The sequence below is a fragment of the Runella defluvii genome, from assembly GCF_014195535.1.
GTDB classification, from domain to species: domain Bacteria; phylum Bacteroidota; class Bacteroidia; order Cytophagales; family Spirosomataceae; genus Runella; species Runella defluvii.
In genome coordinates this window covers 14,837-35,238 of sequence record NZ_JACIBY010000008.1, presented here as the reverse complement: position 1 = coordinate 35,238, position 20,402 = coordinate 14,837, and the positions used below count along the sequence as shown (strand labels likewise).

The window sequence follows — 20,402 nt, the reverse complement described above, 5'->3', positions numbered from 1 at the left end:
TGGTTGCATCCTGGTTTGGTGGGGGTTTATTTCCCATTTCGTGATTATAAACCCGAAACTCTTGAAATCCAAAATCAGTTATCCATCACCTCTATAAAATTATTCTCTTTTGAGTTAAAGGTCACTTTAAACTTCGGGAATTTAAGACAGTCTTACTTCCAAGCTGTTTCAAATTCGAGCTGGGCCAATGAGGGCTATCTAGTCACCCTAAACATCGATGATGACCCGACTTTTAAAGATGAAGTTAGGCGTCTTAATAACGCTTTTGGAATTGGTATAATCCAACTCAATTCTGAGAATATTTTTGAAAGTGAAATACTATTTCCTTCAAAAATTAACCAAGAAATTGACTGGGATACCGTCAACCGATTGGCAAATGAAAATACAGATTTTAATGATTTTTTAAAATTAATTACGGAAGATTGTAAACTTGGAAAAGTAAAAAGCCAATATGATAAAGTTTTAAAAATGGACGAATTGGTAAAATACATTCATGACAAAGGAATCAATAATATCTAACACCCCGCCCTAACTAGCATCTGTGACGGGGGCGGCCCAAGCCGTGACGACTATTAAAAGGCTTCTAATTCTAATCCCTGAATTGCACGTTCCCACATGACATGTGTATCATAATTTTCAAAAACGCGGCGGTTTTAGATGCCTACGGCATGACAATGATTATTATTCCATGCAGTTTTACGAATTTCATCAGCCGATAATCTATGCCTACGGCATGACAAAAAGAAACGATGAGGGCTAGGAAGGCCAGTTGATTTCGTAGGAATTTCTGTGAGCCATTGCGTTTTACTTTGTCATTCTCCAAATTAACGCTAATTCAGCTAATAGACTAGCCTAATTAACGCTAATTGGGAGAATAGGATGCCACGACTCCCCGCAATTACTCAGACGGGGCAGCCCAAGCCATGACGACTATCAAAAGGCTTCCAACATAAATTGTATCTCACATTCCGCACTCATCTTCAAATAAACAGCGATTTTAGATACCTACGGCATGACATTGGGTGAGAGGTACTAAACATGCCGAACAGCTTAAATACCCAATGACAAAACCGCATGACTTCCGACTGAAAAAATTATATTCTCTTACTGTAAACCTAAGATGACATATTTTATTATCTATTTCTCTTTTTAGGCTTATACAGCTTCACTCCCTCGATATAGTCGAAATCTTGAGTATTGTATGTGAAGAGTTGTGCATTATTCACGATGCAGGTAGCAGCAATAAGGCAATCAGGCAAACCAATTTTTTGGCTTCTGTAGCCATTCATCAACTCAATTGCTTTTTGGCTTGTTTCTTTATCTATCACGAAATGACTAATTTGACGAAAGAAGGCTCGGGTATCTGCTTCCTCCTTTTTTAACATACCATAATATGTTTCAAGGATTGTGATGGTACTGACAAAAGTGTTGTTAAGCCCAATTTCTTGAAAAATTTCAGACCTCACCGACTCACTCCCCTTCAAATAGTCAAACACCACACCACTATCAAGAATTACTATCTTATTCTTCTTTGCCATGCAGTTTTACGAATTTCATCAGCCGATAGTCTTGGAGTCTTGTCATCCCACGCCCCACATAAATTGGAGAAAACGTGCAAATCGCCCTCCCCTTTCACGACCCTTTCATTCTCAATTTCCTCCACCTCCAAATTATCCATCTCGTTCAGTAATTTACGCAAAGCCGAAGCAGTTTTGGCATTTTTTACACTTATTCTAAACTCAGTCATGGCTCAATTGATATTTTTTACCCTATCCAATTAATACAACAACCAAAGATACAAAAAAACTAGTTATTACAAATTTTCTCCATATCTTCAAACTCAGGTTCGCAATATCCACGCAGTCGCTCGCATCCATCTTGCGAATAACGACTCTCCCGTGAAAACAGCGGTTTTAGATGCCTACGGCATGACAAAAGGTAGAAATAACAACCCTTCCACCCTAACCAACGCCCCCCATGAAATTGCCTCTTTATCAAGTTGATGCTTTTACCGATATTCTTTTTGGAGGAAACCCCGCCTGCGTAGTGCCGCTTGAAACGTGGCTACCCGATGAACTTTTACTGAAAATTGCGAAAGAAAATGCCGTAGCCGAAACCGCTTTTTTTGTGGACAAAGGCGAAAAAATTCATTTGCGATGGTTTACGCCCGAAATTGAAATGGATTTGTGTGGCCACGCTACCTTGGCTACGGCGCATTGCCTAAAAACTAGTCTGAACTACCCCAAAGACACCCTTATTTTTGAAACCCTGAGCGGCGATTTACGCGTGTCGGTGCAGCAGGAATTATACCAACTGGACTTCCCTTCCCGAATGCCCGTAGCCGCCACTTTGCCCTCGGTGATTTCGGCGGCGTTGAACCTCCAACCCCAAGAAATTTACAAAGCCCGAGACTACGTGTTGGTGTACGAAAATGAAACCCAAATCAGAAGCATCACCATCGACAGGCACTTTTTTGACCAAATAAACCTCGACCCAGGCGGTGTCATCGTCACTGCCGTAGGTGATACCTGCGACTTTGTCTCTCGTTTTTTTACCCCCCAAGCCTCTATTTTAGAAGACCCCGTGACGGGTTCTGCGCACTGTTCGTTGATTCCTTTTTGGGCAAAAAGGTTGTCGAAAACGTCGCTCTACGCCCAACAAGTGTCTGAGCGTTTAGGAAAATTATACTGCGAAGACCAAGGAGAGCGCGTCCTCATTAGCGGCCAGGCCAAGACCTATTCGGTCGGAAGTTTCTGGGTAGAATAGTGAATAGAACGACCCTAATTTACACAAGCCGCTCAAAATCAATATGCCTGTAAAAAACACTTTCTTGTGCCACCTTACAATCACTTTTATCAAAAGACTCAGTCGCGTTTGGAAACAGGTTGAACGCATTAAAAAAAGTAGCCTCAGCGAGGCTAAATCTTAGTAGAAAAAAGAGGTAAAGAACATCCAAAAGCCCCGTCTGGGCGGCCGACGTTCGGTGACATCTTTCACCGAACGTCGGCCGCCCAGATAGGGATTGGGGGGATTTCATTCATTTTTCTACTAAGATGTAGCTCCTCTGGAGCAATCAATAGCCATTCTACATTTTAATGCGTTCAACCTGGTTTGGAAACCTTTAGCATACAATAAAACCTTTTCAACAGATTCCAACATGACCAGTAAAGGCTTCCTCTCCTCTGGCAAACGACCCAAATACCCCCAACTGAGTGATTCCAAAGGTTTCAAATATCCTGTGATGCCGCAAGATGTTCTCTAGTTCCAATAATGTCAGTTGGTATTTCGCGACCTTTTTCATTTCTCCAATTTTATTTTGATGGATTATTGTAGCTAACAAGCTACACAAAATCCCACGACCTAAAAATACTAGTCATGTTAGCCTAGCTCCAAAAAGCGGTGCCCAAAGTCTCAAACTACCCACAATCCCCTAACAAAGTGGGGCGAAAATCGTTGTCTGTCGAAGAAAATGGCTGTTCGTCTATTGAGGCTTGAAAGGGAAAAGAGCGTGTCGTTGTTTTGAGCAAAAAACAACACAACTCCCATGAACACGCCCTTCAAATCCCTCGCTTTTGGCATTCTTTTCGTTGCTTCCTTGGTTTCTTGCACCAAAGAACCCAGTTTACCACCCAAAGAGCGTTTTTTGAGTGACAAACCGTGGTACGTTACGGCTTACACCGTCCAACTAGGTAGCCGCTACGAAGATAGGCTTTCGGCCATGCCCAATTGCCTCAAAGACGACATTTACGTTTTTACGGCTAAAAAACAATACGAGTACAACGCTGGCGCGACCAAATGCGCCCCCAACGACGCACAAGTCATTCATACAGGTATATGGTCGTTGAGCGAGGATGGCAGCACCCTCAAAATCAACATTAAAACGGGCGATTCAGGCTTGGGTTTGTACGAATACAAAGTCACCGAGCTATCTGAACACATGCTTCAACTCCAATACAGCGACGGCGGTTTCGTCTATCGGCTCTTGTTTGAGCATCCGTAAAACCTTCATTTTTGCCAACAACTCCCCACTTTTCACCTCAAAAACGAGTAAGGAAAGCCCTTTTTTGACTTAGTACACTGTTTTCCACCAAAGGGCTTTCCTCCTAATGACCCGCCAACCTGACCAATTACTGCAAGTACGCAACCTTTCTAAGTCGTTTGTGGGCGTGAAGGCCCTCGACCAAGTCCAGCTCGACCTCAAAAAAGGCGAAGTCCATGCCGTCATGGGCGAAAATGGAGCGGGGAAATCCACCTTCATGAAGATTTTGATGGGACTGCTCTCTCCCGATTCGGGAGAAATTTGGCTGGAAAGTGAGATCCTAAAAAATGCCGACGTCAACGAAACGCTCAAACGCGGTATTTCGATGATTCACCAAGAAATGCTTGTCGTGCCCGAATTGACCGTTGCTCAAAACATTTTTTTGGGACGTGAAAAAACCAATTGGCTCCCTTTTTGGCTCGACGACGCCCACTCCAACGCCCAAGCCGAAGCCATTTTACAGCAAATGGGCGTGGACATTGCCCCCACTACCCTGCTCAAGCACCTGAGTGTGGCCGAAATGCAAATGGTCGAAATCGCCAAGGCCATTTCCAACAACGCCAAGGTCATCATCATGGACGAGCCTACTTCGGCCATTTCGGACAAAGAAGTGGCCACCTTGTTCAAAATCATCAAAGACTTAAAACAACAAGGCGTCGGAATCCTGTATATTTCGCACAAAATGGACGAGATTTTCCAGATTTCGGACACCATTACCGTCTTGCGTGATGGACAATACATCGGAACAAAACCCGCTTCCGACCTCGACCAACCTACCTTGATTTCGATGATGGTGGGGCGCGAAATCACCAATCTTTTTCCCGAAATCGTTCCTTCCAAGGACGACGTAGTGCTTTCGGTCAAACAACTCACACGTCAAGGGGTATTTTCTGACATCACGTTTGAGGTACGCAAAGGCGAAGTTTTGGGTTTGGCAGGCTTGATGGGCGCGGGTCGGACGGAAGTGGCACGGGCTATTTTTGGACTAGACCGTTATGATAGTGGCGAAATTCAACTCAATGGACAAACCGTTCGCGTCCAGTCTCCCGCCGAAGCCATTGCCTTGGGCATTGGTTACGTCAGCGAAGACCGCAAAGGGCTAGGCTTTATTCCTGCCATGACCATTCAGGATAATATTACGCTTTCGAGCCTCCCGCAACACGCCAAAGCAGGCTGGGTAATGACCGACAGCGAAGCAACCGTTGCCACGCGCATGATGCAAAACTTACGTATCAAAGCCACGGGCGCGGCTCAAAAAGTAAGCCATCTCAGCGGTGGAAACCAACAAAAAGTGGTCATCGCCAAGGTACTTCAGGCTGCTCCCGACGTAGTGATTCTGGACGAACCTACGCGAGGCATCGACATTGGGGCGAAGTTTGAAATTTATAAACTTATCAACGACCTAACGGCGCAAGGTATCGCCGTCGTGATGATTTCGTCGGAATTACCCGAGATTCTTGGACTTAGCCACCGAATTCTAGTACTGTCGAAAGGTAAACAAACCGCCCTGCTCTCCACTACCGAAGCCACGCAGGACATGATTATGAAATTTGCAATGCAATAGGCGAAGGGGAAAAGGCAAGGAGCAAAGGGCAAGACGCAAGAAGCAAGGGGCAAAGGGAGTTGATACCTCCTACGTCGGTATAAAAACCCCAAACAGGAAACAGAAAACCCGAAACAAAAAAATGAATACAATTTTAGCTCGTTCAAAAAACCTTGGCCAATACGGCATATTTGGGGCTTTTGTGGTAATTTGCTTGGGATTGGCCGTCATCAATCCACAGTTTATGACCGTCTCCAACTGGACCATCATCATCACCCAAGTATCTATCAATGCGCTTTTAGCCTTTGGGGTCACGTTTGTCATTATTACGGGTGGCATCGACCTTTCGTTGGGCTCGATGGTCGCCGTCACGGGCGTCGTGGCAGCTTCACTGGCCCACCCTGATACCTACCCCGTCATTGTCCCCATCGGCGTTGGCGTGCTTTCGGGCGTAGCCATGGGTGCGCTCAATGGGTTGGTGATTACCAAAAGCAAAGTTCCACCGTTCATCGTGACGCTGGGAATGATGACCATTGGGCGCGGTTTGGCCTTGATTTTGAGCAAAGGCCGTCCCATTTCTAACCTTTCCGATTCGTTCAATTTCATTGGCGGAGGTAGTGTTTTAGGAATTCCCTTTCCCATTCTCATTTTGGTCGTCTTTTTTATCCTTTGTACACTTCTTCTCAAAAAAACGGTGTTGGGACGGTATATTTACGCCGTTGGAGGAAACGAACAAGCCGCAACAGCCTCAGGAATTCGGGTCAATAAAGTCAAAATGGCGGTTTATACTTTGTGTGGCGGCTTGGCAGGTTTGGCGGGAATTCTTCTTACGGCCCGCATCACCACGGGACAGCCCAACGCAGGCGCAGGTTTTGAACTTGATGCCATCGCAGCGGCCATTATTGGTGGCACCAGTACCTCAGGCGGAACAGGCACGATGACAGGAACGCTCATCGGCGCACTCTTGATTGGCGTCATCAGCAACGGCCTCGACCTCCTCAACGTCACGTCGTATTACCAACAAGTGGTCATGGGGGCGATTATTATTGGAGCGGTTGTGCTTGATAGTTGGAATCAGAAGAAATAGTTTCCGATAGCGCGAACGTCCCGTTCGTGATATTTATTATTAGGCTTCTAGCCCACAATGCACACGCAGAACCTTTGTGAACTTTGTGCCATTCTTTGAGTACTTTGTGGTTATTATTATTCACTGACATTATTTATAAACATTACAGAACACGAATGAAACGTACATTAATTGGTTCGGCGCTTTGCGCTTTATTATTGGTAGGTTGCGGGCAAGGTAGCAGCGACAACAAAGAAGCCAACGGTGGCAAAAAAATGAAGATTGGCGTGACGATGCTCAGTATGCAAAATGAGTTTATTGTGAAAGTAAGCGATGAAATTGAGAAAAAAGCCCAAGAAATGGGCGTTGAACTCATTGTTGTCGATGCCGAGCGCTCCGCCTTGAAGCAAGTAGAGCAAGTCGAAAGCTTCATTGCGCAGAAAGTCGATGCCATTATCATGAACCCCTGCGAAGTAGAAGCCAGTTCGCCCGCAGTGACCAAGGCATTGGCCGCTAAAATCCCCATTGTTAATGTCAATTCGGAAACCAGTGCCGCCCCCACGGCCTTTGTGGGCTCGGACGACGTAGAATCGGCGCGGATTGCGATGAATTATATTGCGGAAAAACTCGGCGGAAAAGGCAACATTCTGATGATGCACGGCTACATGGGACAAGCCGCCCAAATCAAACGGGAACAAGGCGCGCGCGAAATCTTTCAAAAGAACCCTAATTTGAAACTACTTGCCCACCAAACGGCCGAGTGGGACCGCGCCAAGGCCATGTCGCTCATGGAAAACTGGATTCAGTCCTACGGTGCAAATGTCAACGCCGTTTTTGCCCAAAACGATGAAATGGGCATGGGTGCCGTGAATGCCCTGACGGCTGCTGGTAGGAAAGACAAAGTCATTGTGGTCAGTATTGATGCCATTCCAGACGCGCTACAAGCCGTCAAAAAAGGGACACTCAACGCAACTGTATTCCAAAACGCCCAACAGCAAGGTGCCAATGCCCTCGAAACGGCCGTTAAAATTGTAAAAGGGGAAAAATTTGAAAAACAAACCTTAATTCCCTTTCAGCTCGTGACCAAGGAAAACGTAGAAACGTTCCTAAAATAGTGTTGTAAAAGAAATATTTTTTACAAACAAAATTACATTTTTTCAATCAACACTATTAGCTAAAAGTTGACAACTATCTGACAAATAAAGATTTAACAAAACTCCAAAAGGGGATAAACCATGCAAAATCGGTTTATCCCCTTTTTTTATACCAATGATACAGGATTGCATAGGATAGTTCTCTCAGCCCTACAAAGCATATTTGTATAATGTCAGGGATTTGTAGAATTATTTAAAGTCCTGATACCATTCTATTTATTTATAAACACTTAATTTTTTACACCATGCAAAAAAAGTTTATCCTACTTCAGGGTAGAGGCAACTTGTGTGTAGGCATTATTGCCTTACTATTACTTGTAGCTACCAGCTCATTTGCCCAAAACGCCATCAAGGGAAAAGTCTCTGCCAAGGACGGAGAAAGTCTTGTTGGAGTAAACGTCGCCATCAAGGGCACCACCCGTGGTACCAACTCAGATGCCGACGGAAACTACAAACTTGACGTAAACAGTGGTGCAACGTTGGTATTCAGTTACATCGGCTACCTAACAAAAGAGGTGGTTGTGGGTTCACAATCAACCATCAATGTCGTTCTTGATGTTAATGACAAAACCCTCAACGAAATCGTGGTTGTGGGATACGGTAGCCAAACGAAAAAAGAAGTAACGGGGGCTGTTCAAACCATAACAGCAAAAGAAATCAAAGACATTCCCGTATCACAAATCACACAAAAGCTACAAGGACAAGTAGCAGGGGTACAAATCAACCAAACTACTGGTAAGCCTGGACAAGGGATGTCTGTTCGTATTCGTGGGCAGTTGTCGGTATCAGCAGGTAGCGAGCCACTTTACGTAGTTGACGGTTTCCCTATCACAGGAAGCATTGGTGCCATCAACCCCGATGAAATCGAAGACATTTCTATTTTGAAAGATGCCTCTTCTACTTCATTGTATGGTTCGCGGGCAGCCAACGGGGTAGTACTTATCACTACCAAGCGTGGTAAAAGCGGCCAAACGAACGTGAGCTTTACGTCGTTCGTAGGTATTCAAAAAGTACCAGAGCGCGGACGCATCAAGATGTTGAATGCCGAAGAGTTTGCTCAGTTTAAGAAAGAGTACTACGAAGACGCAGGTCAGGCTGTACCCGTAGAATTCCAAAACCCCTCTCAATACCGCGACAAAAACAACGATTGGTATGGCGCATTGCTTCGTACAGCTCCTATCCAAAGCTATAACCTTTCGCTTACTTCTAACAAAGAGCGCGTAAATACGGCAGTAGTAGCTGGTTATTTCCAGCAAGACGGGGTTGTGTTGAACAACACGTACAAGCGTTATTCAGTACGTTTGAACACCGACTACAGTATTTCTGACAAAGTGAAGATTGGTTTTAACCTTGCACCTCAGTACGTATTTGATAACACGCCACGTACGGATGGTGACCGTGGAACAGGTATCCTTTTCAACGCCCTTCACACTTGGCCTATCATGCCTATCTATGATGCAAACGGCGACCTTACTAAGTTTAACCAATTGCCAGGAAGTACAGGTAACATTTTTGCCTATCCAAACTGGGTAAGAGCGGCTAACGAACTTGTAAACGAAACGCGTAACATCAACGTATTGACAAACGCTTATCTACAGTACGAACCAATCAAAGGATTGGTATTGAAGTCAACGTTTAACGCAGAGTTATTGAACTCTAAGTTCTTCTTCTTCAACCCATCGACGGCAACGAGTGCTATCAACGTGCCTATCCCAACAACGGCCGTGTCGATTCGTCAGAGCACCGATAACCTTACTTGGTTGAACGAAAACTTGATTACGTACACCAAAAGTGTCAAAGATCACAATTTTGAGATTTTGGGCGGTTTTACCAACCAACGTTTCCGTCAAGAAAGTACACGTGTTCAAGCAGATACTTATGCCGACGACCGCCTTCCAACTATCCAAGGGGCACTTAACGTAAACCGTGGTGGAACAACAAACGGCGTAAACGAATGGGCATTATCTTCATTCCTTTCTCGTTTGACATACAACTACAAAGGCAAATACTTGTTCACAGCAGCGATTCGTAGCGATGGTTCTTCTCGTTTCGGTGCCAACAACCGTTGGGGTACTTTCCCATCAGCATCATTGGGCTGGTTGGTTTCGGACGAAGAATTCATGAAGAATTTCTCAAAAATTTCGTTTGCTAAAGTGAGAGCTAGTTATGGTGTCATTGGTAACAACAACATTGGTAACTATACTTCGTATGCTCTCGTAAACAATACCGTAAACGGGGTATTTGGTAACACCGTAGCGACAGGTGCCGTTGTAACTTCATTGGCTAACCCTAACTTAGGCTGGGAAACCACCAAACAAATCGACTTAGGGTTGGATTTGGGTTTAATCAACGACCGCATCCAGTTTGTGTATGACTTCTATACAAAACGTACCACCAACTTGTTGTATAGTGTTCAGATTGCACAAGAAGCTGGTTTCACTAACTTCAATGACAACATCGGTGAAATCAAATTCTGGGGACATGAATTTGCATTGACAACTCGTAACACCACAGGTAGATTGAAGTGGACAACTAATGCGAACATTTCTTTCAACCGCAACAAGGTTGTTGCCCTTGCCGATGGTATTGACCGCGTTTACGGAACCTTCCACATTACACAAGTTGGACAGCCTTTCGGTCAGTTCTACGGAATGCAGAAAATTGGTTTGTACAAAAACGCGGAAGACGTGAAGAACTCACCTATCATCCCAGGTCGTTCGGCTCCAGGTACTATCAAATTTGCTGACTTGAACGGCGACGGAGTAATCACAAACGGTGGTGACAAAGACGACCGTACCATCATCGGTAATCCATTCCCTAAATTTACTTACGGTATCACTAACAACTTGCAATACGGTGATTGGGATTTCTCAATCGTAGGTTCGGGCTCACAAGGAAATCAGCTTTTGGTTCGTCACTTGTACAGTACTGCCAACTTGGATGGTGTATTTAACCTAGTTGAAGGGGTAAAATACCGTTGGCGTTCAGAAGCTAACCCAGGAAAAGGAGTGTTTGGAACAACCGTGGGTGGTGGTAACTACACAGGGATTGAGCGTGACTGGATGAGTAGCCACTTCATCCAAGATGCGTCATTCTTTACCATCAAGAACATCACATTGGGCTACAACATCAATCGCCCTAACAAGTTCTTCCGCTCTGCTCGTGTTTATGCTTCGGCCCAACAAGTATATGTATTCACAAAATACACTGGTGGACCTAACCCAGAAACAAGTGCACAAGGCGACGGTAACGGCGACGGTGGTAACTTGAGCCAAGGTATCGACTTGTCGAACTACCCTGTTCCACGTACGTTCACTCTTGGCGTGAACCTCAACTTTTAAGCCATAGGTTGACTTTCCATTCCAATTCACTTTTGATTTTACACAAATGAAAAAAATAATAATATCGGCATTCCTTCTAAGTTTCGGGCTGGCGAGCTGCAAAGAGAGCTTTTTGACCGTTGTTCCAGAAACCGCATTAAGTTCGGCAACTTTCTTTAGCAAAGAAGCTGACTTTGTTCAGGCAGTAAATGCAGCCTACGTACCTTTGAGAGCTATCTACAACGACCGCCACTGGATTTTGGCGGAAATGCACTCAGACAACACCTACTATGCCCGTAACATCCTCTTCGGAGCGGTAGATGGTACTGAAAACGTAGCAGACTTTGCCATCCCTACTGCAAGTGGGGTTACTGCCAACGATAACGTACTCCAGCACTATCGCCTCGACTACCAAATTATCGCTCGTACCAATCAGGTTTTGGCATTGATCGACAAAGTGGATTTTAACGCTGATTCAAAAAACAACCTTAAAGGTCAGGCGTTGTATTTGAGAGCTTTCGCTTATTTCCAATTGGTGCAATTGTTCGGTAAAGTACCAATGCACCTTACTCCAGTTGCAACCCGTGAAGAAGCTGCTTCTCCATTGGCAACGACTGAACAGTTGTACGCGCAAATTGAAAAAGATGCGCTTGAAGCCTCAAAGCTATTGTTTAACAAGTCAAAACAAGAGGCAGGGCGTGTTACTTCAGGAACGGCAAAAACGTTGTTAGCTAACCTTTACCTTATCCAGAAAAAGTGGAGCAATGCCGAAGCCGTAGCGAAAGATGTCGTAACCAACGATGGGTACAAGTTAATGCCTGATTACAACGATGCGTTTACGACAACGACAGGCAACAAAAACAATGCAGAGTCGGTATTTGAAGTTCAATACATGGAAGGTTCGGCAGGCTACAATGGTAACTTTATTTACCGTATTGTACCTACGCCAATCACAGCGGCAGAACTTCAACCAATCACGGGAACGTCTAACCCACAATCGCTTTCGGGAGAAAATAACAATATTCCTACTCCTGACGTGATTGCAGCCTATGAGGCTGGCGATAAGCGCAAAGACATCTCAATTGGCTACGTTACATTGAGTCAAAGCTTACGCGACAACAAGGTGTATCCTTACATCAAGAAGTTTGCTCGTGCTCACTCGTTGCACAACAATACTGGCCAAAACATCCCTGTTTATCGTTATTCAGAAGTGCTTTTGTTCTTGGCAGAAGCCTTAAACGAGCAAGGAAAAACGGCCGAAGCTGCTCCTTATCTTAACCAAGTTCGTACTCGTGCGGGACTTGCGGCAACAACAGCTACGTCTCAAGCAGACATGCGTGAAGCCATCTTCAAAGAGCGCCGCGTAGAACTTGCTTTTGAAAACAAAAGATGGTTTGACCTCGTAAGAACTGGACGTGCCAAAGCGGTTATTACTGCTTACGGTGCTAAGGTAAAAGCAAATCCACAAGATTACTATTTCCCTAAAGGCGCCGTACCTCCACCAAACGCTTTCACAGTGTTGGATGATTACTATGGCTTACCTGCAGTAGAATCGGCTCTTACACCGCATTTCTAACCAATTCCTTCGAGCCGATTGCCGCAGTCGGCTCGAAGTTTTTTTGATTCATGGAGGGCTACGTAGCCTATTTTTCAAAGACTAAGGTAAAATAAGATAGGAAACTCTCTTTTACAGTACTATTACTATTCCACCCATTAGAACGTTGAACTTAAATTTGTATCCATATTTCTATTCCTATGTTCACTAAACACCGCTCTATCCGCGCATTTCTAGTGGCTTCCGCCCTGTTTACACTAGCGGCGTCTTTTACAATCCTCAACAAAACGGAGCCCGCTGTCAACGGCCGCGACAACCCGAAGGTAGAGAAGCTTCGTCTTCAGCCTGGTTTCAAAGCAGAGCATTTGTACAGCCCCTCCGAAAACAAACAAGGTTCTTGGGTTGCCATGACTTTTGACAACAAAGGTCGTATGATTGCTTCTGACCAATACGGTACCCTCTATCGTCTTGAGTTACCGCCGATTGGCAGCACAGAAGCACCCAAAGTAGAGCCGCTAAAAATTGGGAAAAGCGCCGCAATTGATACAGTCGGAATGGGGTATGCAAACGGGCTATTGTATGCGTTCAATAGCTTGTATGTGATGATTAACAACAGTAAAAACAACAAAACATTTCCACGTAAAAGTGGTTTGTACCGTTTGCAAGATACTGACAATGATGACCAATACGACAAGCTTACCTTGCTAAAAGAACTGGCTGGCGATGGCGAACACGGCCCTCACAGTATTATCTTATCACCCGACAAGCAATCGCTTTATGTCATTTCGGGAAACCATACCGACGTTCCTAAAATGGATGCGTATCGTTTGCCTGCTACTTGGCAAGAAGATAACCTTTTCCCGCTTATCAAAGACCCGCGCGGCCATGCCAACGACCGTATGGCGCCAGGTGGCTGGATTGCCAACGTTGACCCCGAAGGTAAAAATTGGGAGTTGATTAGTGCAGGTTATCGTAACGCCTTTGACATGGCCTTCAACGAAGTAGGTGATTTGTTTGTGTATGATGCCGATATGGAATGGGATTTTGGTTTGCCTTGGTACCGCCCAACCCGTATTTGCCACGCTACTAGCGCTACTGAATTTGGTTGGAGAACTGGTAACAGCAAGTGGTCGGCTACTTGGCCTGACAACATGCCTGCACTCATGAACATCGGTCAAGGATCACCAACGAACCTTGTTTACTTGAGAGATGCCAAATTCCCTGCCAAATACAAGAAAACTTTGTTGGCCTTCGACTGGAGCTTTGGGATTATGCACGCCATTCACCTCAAACCATCTGGCTCTACTTACACTGGCGAACACGAAGAATTTATTTCGGGTATTCCGCTTCCGCTTACGGATGGTGTTGTTGGTCCAGACGGTGCTTTGTACTTTATGACTGGTGGTCGTCGTCTTGAGTCGGATGTGTATCGTGTCTATTACACAGGCACAGAAAGTACAGCCTCTCCTGCCCCAACGGCTATTACAAAAGAAAACGAGCTTCGCCGTAGTTTGGAGAAATTCCACGGTGAGCCAAACGCAAAAGCAGTGGCAACGGCTTGGCCTTATTTGAAACACCCAGATCGTTTCATTCGTTATGCGGCACGTTTGGCCGTGGAGCATCAGCCAGTAGCTGAATGGCAAGACAAGGCTGTGAGCGAAAAAGACCCAATTACGTCTATCAACGCCATCATCGCGCTTGCTCGTCAGAACAAAACTGAGTTAAAAGGAGCAATGCTCAATTCATTGTTGAGTATCAACTTCAAGTCGTTGACTGAGCCTCAACAAATTGATTTATTGCGTGCCTACGAGTTGGTGTTCTTGCGCACAGGAGCTCCCGATGCTGCTACAGGCACAAAAATTGCCGCAGCGTTGAATCCATCTTTCCCCGCTAATGCTAACAGCTCTGACCTAAACCGTCAATTAAGCAAAATTCTGATTTACTTAGAAGCTCCAGGTGTAATCCCTAAAACATTGGCCTTGTTGGAAGCCAAAGAACAACCTACGAACCTTACCGCAGGTGGTGAAACGGCAACCGCATCGGCTGAGTTGATCATGCGTAACCCCCAATACGGTTTGGACATTGCTGACATGTTGAAAAGTATGCCTCCTGCACAGCAGACGTACTATGCCACCATGCTTAGTTTAGCGAAAAAAGGATGGACTCCTGAGCTCCACGAGCGTTATTTCAAGTGGTTCTACAAAGCATTTAGCTTTAAAGGTGGACGTAGCTACGTTGGTTTTATCGACCGTGCGCGTAAACTAGCGTTGAAAAACGTACCAGAAGGCAAGACGGCTTATTACGACAAGCTCTCGGGTGGTGAGTTATTGAGCAAATCAGGAAATGACATTGCAAAAGTAACTTATCCAAAAGGCCCAGGTCGCCAGTGGAAATTGGACAATTCTGTAGCGGCAGTAGAGGGTAAATTGACAGGCCGTAACTTTGAAAACGGTAAAAACATGTACGAAGCCATCACTTGTAACCGTTGCCACAGTATGCGCGGAGAAGGTGGAAGTATCGGACCTGATTTGACGCAGTTGGGTACGCGTTTCTCTACCAAAGACATGTTAGAGGCCATCATTGACCCAAGTAAGAGCATCTCAGACCAATACGCGGCTACGCACTTTACGCTCAAAAATGGCGAGTCGATTGTAGGTCGTTTGACCAACGAAGATGCCAACGCGTATTACGTGTCTCAAAACCCGTATGAGCCTGAGAAAACAATGAAGTTGCTCAAGAAAAACGTCGCTTCGCACAAATATTCTCCAGTTTCTATCATGTTTGGAAACTTGATCAATAGCTTGAACGAAGAGGAATTGAAAGACTTGATGGCGTACTTGATGGCAGGTGGAAACGAGAAAAATGCAGTTTTCACTCAAAAGTCAGGTGACAAGTAACACTGACAACTTTCCATATCAAAAAGGGAGGCCACGTGGCCTCCCTTTTCTTTTAAGTGTGAGCGAAGTTTGCTTAAAGTTTTACCCGCAGATTGGCGCAGATTTAAAGTCGCAGATTCCCACAGATAAAATTATTTACTGAAAATTTCTGCGAGCTTTTTATTCAAGGTCTCTCCTTGTAAGTTTTTTGCAATGATTTTTCCCTCAGGATTAATCAAGAAATTTTGAGGAATAACCTGAATATTGTATTGTTTGGCTATGTCTGACTGCCATACCTTTAACTCCGAAACATGCGTCCATTCAAGACGATCTTTGTGTATTGCATTCAACCAAGCTTCCCTCCCATTGGGCCTATCCAACGATACTCCTAAAATGGTGAAGTTTTTGTCTTTGTATTGATGATAATTTTTAACAAGGTTTGGATTTTCCGCTCGACAAGGACCACACCAACTTGCCCAAAAATCAACCAATACATATTTTCCTCGAAAACTGCTTAAAGTCACCGATTTCCCCGAAGTATCTGGCTGAGTAAAATCAGGAGCCATTGCTCCTACCGAAACCGTTTTAATAAGGGTTAATAATTTTGCATAATCCTTTCCTAGTTTACTGCTTTTTATTTCTTCTGACAAGGCGGTGTACATCGGTTCTAATTCAGAAATATCGCTATATGTAAAATTTGAATATTCTTCCAAAAGACACAGGCTAAGCATCGAAGTGGTATTTTCCTTGATAAACTGAGCTTTAATCTGCCACATTTTATCGTAGAGCAAATCCTGCTGTTTCACAAACGCCTTAGTAAACGCTTGCTGTGCTTTTTGTTCGGGGGTAGCTGATTGATATTCTTTATCGATTTGTTTCAACTGGTCTTCGGTGGATTTAAGTACCATTTTAAGTCGTTGATGGTCAATATTCATGGGTGAAACTACAACTGCGTTTTCAATGGAGTCAGCACTAACCACCGTAATAGTGCCTGGTTCTATGTAAAGCCTAATAGAAGCTTTCCCAGTCGAAATCCATCCGTAGTAGGGTCGATTTATGGTTCCAGTAACAACAAATTTCCCATTATAAATCTGCGCGGAATCCGTATGTCCAACAGACCCTATTCCGTAAACTACATAAATTTTGGCTTTGGGGGCAACATTCTTTAATTCTCCTTCAATTCGATAGTTGTTTTGAGCCCAAAGGAAGATGGGAGCTAAGAAAAGTACGGCAAATAGAAAAGGTTTCATCATAGTGCGTTTTTTTAATAATCATTAAATCCTTGACTACCAACAAAGATAAATAAATTACATATATAATTTTAATATATATAATCAATAAAAAAGACCTTCCAAGTTTTTGAAACTTGGAAGGTCTAGCTATAAATCAAACCCTATTTCCCCAATTCTTGCTCCCAATGAGTGGGAAGACCGTCGAGGCTAATCAGGTTCTTTTCTCCAACGTAGTCCCGTAATCCCTCTTCCCCCTTTTTCTCGGCCCAATCAAAGTGAATCGAACGCTCGCCCACGTAGTCAAACAACGGAATGCCAAACCCACAGGAGGTTTGCACCAAGTTGATTTCGGCAACGATGAGCTGACGCGTACTTGGATAGGTCGTAAACTGCGGGGCGTATTTTTCCCACTCAGGCGTATTGGGTAAAACGACTTTTCCGCGACCGTAGAAGCGCAAAATATTGGGTGTTTTATCAAACGAACAAAACATAAACGTAATCCGCCCATTTTCGAGGGTATGCGCCGACGTTTCGTTTCCACTTCCTATCAAATCCATGTATCCCACTTCCGTATCGGAGAGGATTCGAAAACTGTCCACTCCCTTTGGTGAAAGGTTGACATGACCTTCTGTGCTACTCGGCGCCGTAGCGACAAAAAATAGGTGCTGCTTATCGACAAACGCCCGATGCGCTTCTTCGATTTTTGGATAAAACTTTCCCACGTTGTTATTTTTTTACGATTGGCAAACGGATTTGTGACGGGTAAAGCGTAGAATGGTGAATTTGGTTATGCGCCACCACGCCTTGTTTCTCATCATAGTTATTACCACCTGTGTTCAAATTTCGTTCAAAACGAGGAAAATTACTGCTCGAAACCTCAATCCGAATGCTATGACCTGGGGCAAAATAGTTGGAAGTGGACATCGGGCTGAGGGTAAGTTTATAGACTTTGCCTTTTTCCATCATTACCTCTTTGTCAAAACCTTCACGGTAACGAGCGCGCAAAATGGTTTCGTCCAAATTATACGCTTTGCCATCAGGATATACATCCAAGATTTTCACCGTAAAATCGGTATCCTTCGCATCCGAAGACACGTACAACGTCGTTTCGATCGAACCCGTCACTTCTACCCCATCTTTGAACGGTTCTGTCGTGTAAACCAAAATATCATTCCGCGATTCCATTTGGTGTTGGTCAAACGAACCACCCTGAACGGCATTGCCCGTACAACACACATTTCCACCGTACGAAGGCACTGGATACGCTGGGTCATAGGTGAATGAGTCCATTTTATCGTCTTTCGTCAAAGGCTGCGTCGTCAATTTCCCGTCTCCGTGCAAGCTATTGGCACGGCCACCGCTATTCAAATAATAGGTCGTCATTTCGGCACTGGCAGGCGGCCACGTATCCGACGATTGCCATTTGTTTGAACCCATGGTGTAGTACTTAACGCGGGGCGTTTTTTCGGCAAAACCATTAGCTTCTCCTTTCAAATGAAGGTCAAACCAGCCGTAGGTCATGCTGTCGTAGTCCAAACGGGCATCACCCACGCTACGTTCGCCCACGATGGTGTTTTCAGATGCGCGTTTGTAGGCACAGTGGAGTGTCGGAGCAATGACTAAAAACTGGTTATCCGCAATTTCTTTGGTTTTGGCATTTTTACGAACGTGGTTGAACAACGCCAAATTTGGGCTCGACGACACATCGTACCACGACACAAACCAGTAACTTGGCTTAGTGAACGGCATATTATCGTGATACAACCCACCTTTAAACCACTCAGGGTCATTGGGTTTGCGGCGAATCATGTTTTCATACACACCCTGTTGTCCATTCACGTTTTTGATAATGTCCGAAACGGGCAAGTGACGCAGGGCTTTCGACCAATCGACGGGAGGCATTTCGGTCGCTAAATCAAAATAGCGTGATACGCGCACGAGCTGCTCTTGGGTAGCATTTTTAGGAAATTCGGGGCGAATGACGTCGTTTTGAGTACCGTACAACCAAGCCGTGAACAGCATTTGTTGCGCTCCCCCACGATACCAGTTGCCCTGCTCCCAAAATTCTCCTACTTTGCCCACTCCCGCGCCAAATCCTTGGGGAATCATGGCGGTATGAGCAGGGTGGTTGAGCGACGCCACGGCCATCTGCCATTCCGCCGTAGAAGAACAACCCAACGTCCCGATTTTACCATTGCTCCACGGTTGTTTCGACATCCATTCAAAAGCGTCGTAGCCATCCGTCAGCGGTGTACCTAAAATGTCCCACGTACCTTCCGAGAAAAAACGACCGCGCTCATTCTGAACCACATACGCATATCCTCTGCGAACAGCTTCGTAGGCCGCTTGGTAGGTTCCTGTACGCATTTCACCGTTCCCCCACGAGTTAAAATTATAGGGTGTTCGTGAAAAAATAATGGGGACGGGTTTATCGCCTTTGGGACGATAAATGTCGGTTGCCAACCGAACGCCATCGCGCATGGGCATCATCACTTTTTGGTCGATGACCGCTATGGCTTCGAGTTTTTTTAAGATTTCATCCTGCGCTCTGGTGCCAAGCGAAACAAGAAGTGTGACAACGAGAAGGTAATTGAGTTTTCTCATGTGATTAGTTTGGTGATAAAACAAAAATGGTACTTCACTCATTTAAAGATGAAGTACCAGCGATTTTAATGTGTATTTACTATCAGAAGTATACAGCCAGTAGGAAGAATGCTGTCAAGGCCAATTACTTATCGGCTGAGAGTTTTTGCTTGATACCAATTACGAAGTCTATCGTCACACTCGCAAACTCTGCAATTTCAGCTATTGTATGATTTGTTTTAGTCAATAATTTTTCAACCATTTTTCTTTTGGCTTTAACGACAAAGTAGTCATTTTCTTCATTCAAGTACTTGGCTATGCTTTCCATGATTTCATCTATCTTAAGGTCTAATTTACGCAATTCCGCTAATATCCGTAACTGATTGATGTACTTTTTTAACGATAAATCGTTTTCAATAGTTTCTTCAAGCCGCTCAATTATCTTTTCGATAGCAACTTTAGGCTTATCTTCGCCAAAATTGCTCAATACAGCGAATACAATTTCTTCTGGCTTACTCGATTTTAGGAAAAGTTGATAATCAACCGCTTTAATTGAACGAAGTTGATACTCAAAATCAATTCCTTTACTTTTGAATTGAGTCATCATTCTAGGCTCTCCTTTTCCAATATAAATAACAAATTGCTCAACATTAATTTTGTATTTTCTCAAAAGCATAGCCTTATATTCAAGCATACGATAAACCATTTCAGGCTCATCAACTACCTGAAATTCTATTTGAAGTACAAAAACATTCCCTTGACTATCTGTCACTTTTTTGAGTACATCAGGCTTTCTTTCTTTGGTATGTTGAATATCGTCGGGCAGCTCTTCTAAAGAAACGGCCGTAATGCCAAGTAAGTTTTGCATGATACTTGATATTACGGCCTCAATATTTTCTTTAAAAACTTTATCGTACTGTGAGGATTGTCGTCTGCTTGGTTTACGTTTTGAATTCATAAAACAAAACTATCATAAATAATTGAAATGTTGTGCCTCGGCGAGATGCTACAAACGTGGCGCCTCGCCGAGGCTA

At 44.4% G+C, this 20,402-nt stretch carries 15 protein-coding genes; 9 read left to right on the top strand and 6 right to left on the bottom strand.

The window, feature by feature from the left end:
- Positions 1 to 3: 3 nt before the first annotated feature.
- Positions 4 to 519: a hypothetical protein gene (locus tag FHS57_RS31680; protein WP_221225670.1), complete on the top strand. Its 516-nt coding sequence runs from the start codon at positions 4 to 6 to the stop codon at positions 517 to 519.
- 614 nt (positions 520 to 1,133) lie between these two features.
- Here FHS57_RS31680 and FHS57_RS18505 read toward each other — a convergent pair.
- Together FHS57_RS18505 and FHS57_RS18500 are read right to left on the bottom strand one after the other, a co-directional pair.
- On the bottom strand, positions 1,134 to 1,538 hold the full coding sequence (locus FHS57_RS18505; RefSeq protein ID WP_183976295.1) for a type II toxin-antitoxin system VapC family toxin: 405 nt from the start codon (positions 1,536 to 1,538) through the stop codon (positions 1,134 to 1,136).
- Positions 1,517 to 1,747: a hypothetical protein gene (locus FHS57_RS18500; protein ID WP_183976293.1), complete on the bottom strand. Its 231-nt coding sequence runs from the start codon at positions 1,745 to 1,747 to the stop codon at positions 1,517 to 1,519. The genes FHS57_RS18505 and FHS57_RS18500 overlap by 22 nt, the downstream gene beginning before the upstream one ends.
- Before the next feature lie 230 nt (positions 1,748 to 1,977).
- Between FHS57_RS18500 and FHS57_RS18495 the strand changes: the two genes are divergently transcribed.
- From FHS57_RS18495 to FHS57_RS18460, 8 genes are all read left to right on the top strand, one after another.
- A complete protein-coding gene (locus FHS57_RS18495; protein ID WP_183976292.1) occupies positions 1,978 to 2,766 on the top strand; it encodes a PhzF family protein in 789 nt (262 codons plus the stop codon).
- A gap of 778 nt (positions 2,767 to 3,544) precedes the next feature.
- The gene (locus FHS57_RS18490) at positions 3,545 to 4,000 is read left to right on the top strand and encodes a lipocalin family protein (protein ID WP_183976291.1); all 456 of its coding nucleotides are present in this window, start codon (positions 3,545 to 3,547) and stop codon (positions 3,998 to 4,000) included.
- A gap of 106 nt (positions 4,001 to 4,106) precedes the next feature.
- Positions 4,107 to 5,603 carry a sugar ABC transporter ATP-binding protein gene (locus FHS57_RS18485; protein ID WP_183976290.1) on the top strand — a complete coding sequence of 499 codons (1,497 nt, stop codon included), beginning with the start codon at positions 4,107 to 4,109 and terminating at the stop codon, positions 5,601 to 5,603.
- A gap of 121 nt (positions 5,604 to 5,724) precedes the next feature.
- Positions 5,725 to 6,669 (top strand): ABC transporter permease, encoded by a 945-nt coding sequence (locus tag FHS57_RS18480; RefSeq protein WP_183976289.1) that lies wholly within the window; start codon positions 5,725 to 5,727, stop codon positions 6,667 to 6,669.
- 155 nt (positions 6,670 to 6,824) lie between these two features.
- Positions 6,825 to 7,763: a sugar ABC transporter substrate-binding protein gene (locus FHS57_RS18475; protein WP_183976288.1), complete on the top strand. Its 939-nt coding sequence runs from the start codon at positions 6,825 to 6,827 to the stop codon at positions 7,761 to 7,763.
- Positions 7,764 to 8,047: 284 nt separating this feature from the next.
- Positions 8,048 to 11,143 carry a SusC/RagA family TonB-linked outer membrane protein gene (locus FHS57_RS18470; protein ID WP_183976287.1) on the top strand — a complete coding sequence of 1,032 codons (3,096 nt, stop codon included), beginning with the start codon at positions 8,048 to 8,050 and terminating at the stop codon, positions 11,141 to 11,143.
- A 46-nt stretch (positions 11,144 to 11,189) separates the two neighbouring features.
- Positions 11,190 to 12,698 carry a RagB/SusD family nutrient uptake outer membrane protein gene (locus tag FHS57_RS18465; protein ID WP_183976286.1) on the top strand — a complete coding sequence of 503 codons (1,509 nt, stop codon included), beginning with the start codon at positions 11,190 to 11,192 and terminating at the stop codon, positions 12,696 to 12,698.
- A gap of 179 nt (positions 12,699 to 12,877) precedes the next feature.
- Positions 12,878 to 15,574 (top strand): c-type cytochrome, encoded by a 2,697-nt coding sequence (locus FHS57_RS18460; RefSeq protein WP_183976284.1) that lies wholly within the window; start codon positions 12,878 to 12,880, stop codon positions 15,572 to 15,574.
- Between the two features lie 131 nt (positions 15,575 to 15,705).
- Here FHS57_RS18460 and FHS57_RS18455 read toward each other — a convergent pair whose 3' ends face one another.
- From FHS57_RS18455 to FHS57_RS18440, 4 genes are all read right to left on the bottom strand, one after another.
- On the bottom strand, positions 15,706 to 16,806 hold the full coding sequence (locus FHS57_RS18455) for a TlpA disulfide reductase family protein (protein WP_229601395.1): 1,101 nt from the start codon (positions 16,804 to 16,806) through the stop codon (positions 15,706 to 15,708).
- 140 nt (positions 16,807 to 16,946) lie between these two features.
- Positions 16,947 to 17,507 carry a pyridoxamine 5'-phosphate oxidase family protein gene (locus FHS57_RS18450; RefSeq protein WP_183976283.1) on the bottom strand — a complete coding sequence of 187 codons (561 nt, stop codon included), beginning with the start codon at positions 17,505 to 17,507 and terminating at the stop codon, positions 16,947 to 16,949.
- Between the two features lie 4 nt (positions 17,508 to 17,511).
- Positions 17,512 to 19,389 (bottom strand): CocE/NonD family hydrolase, encoded by a 1,878-nt coding sequence (locus FHS57_RS18445; RefSeq protein WP_183976281.1) that lies wholly within the window; start codon positions 19,387 to 19,389, stop codon positions 17,512 to 17,514.
- Between the two features lie 124 nt (positions 19,390 to 19,513).
- The gene (locus FHS57_RS18440; RefSeq protein ID WP_183976279.1) at positions 19,514 to 20,326 is read right to left on the bottom strand and encodes an RpnC/YadD family protein; all 813 of its coding nucleotides are present in this window, start codon (positions 20,324 to 20,326) and stop codon (positions 19,514 to 19,516) included.
- Between the last annotated feature and the right edge of the window lie 76 nt (positions 20,327 to 20,402).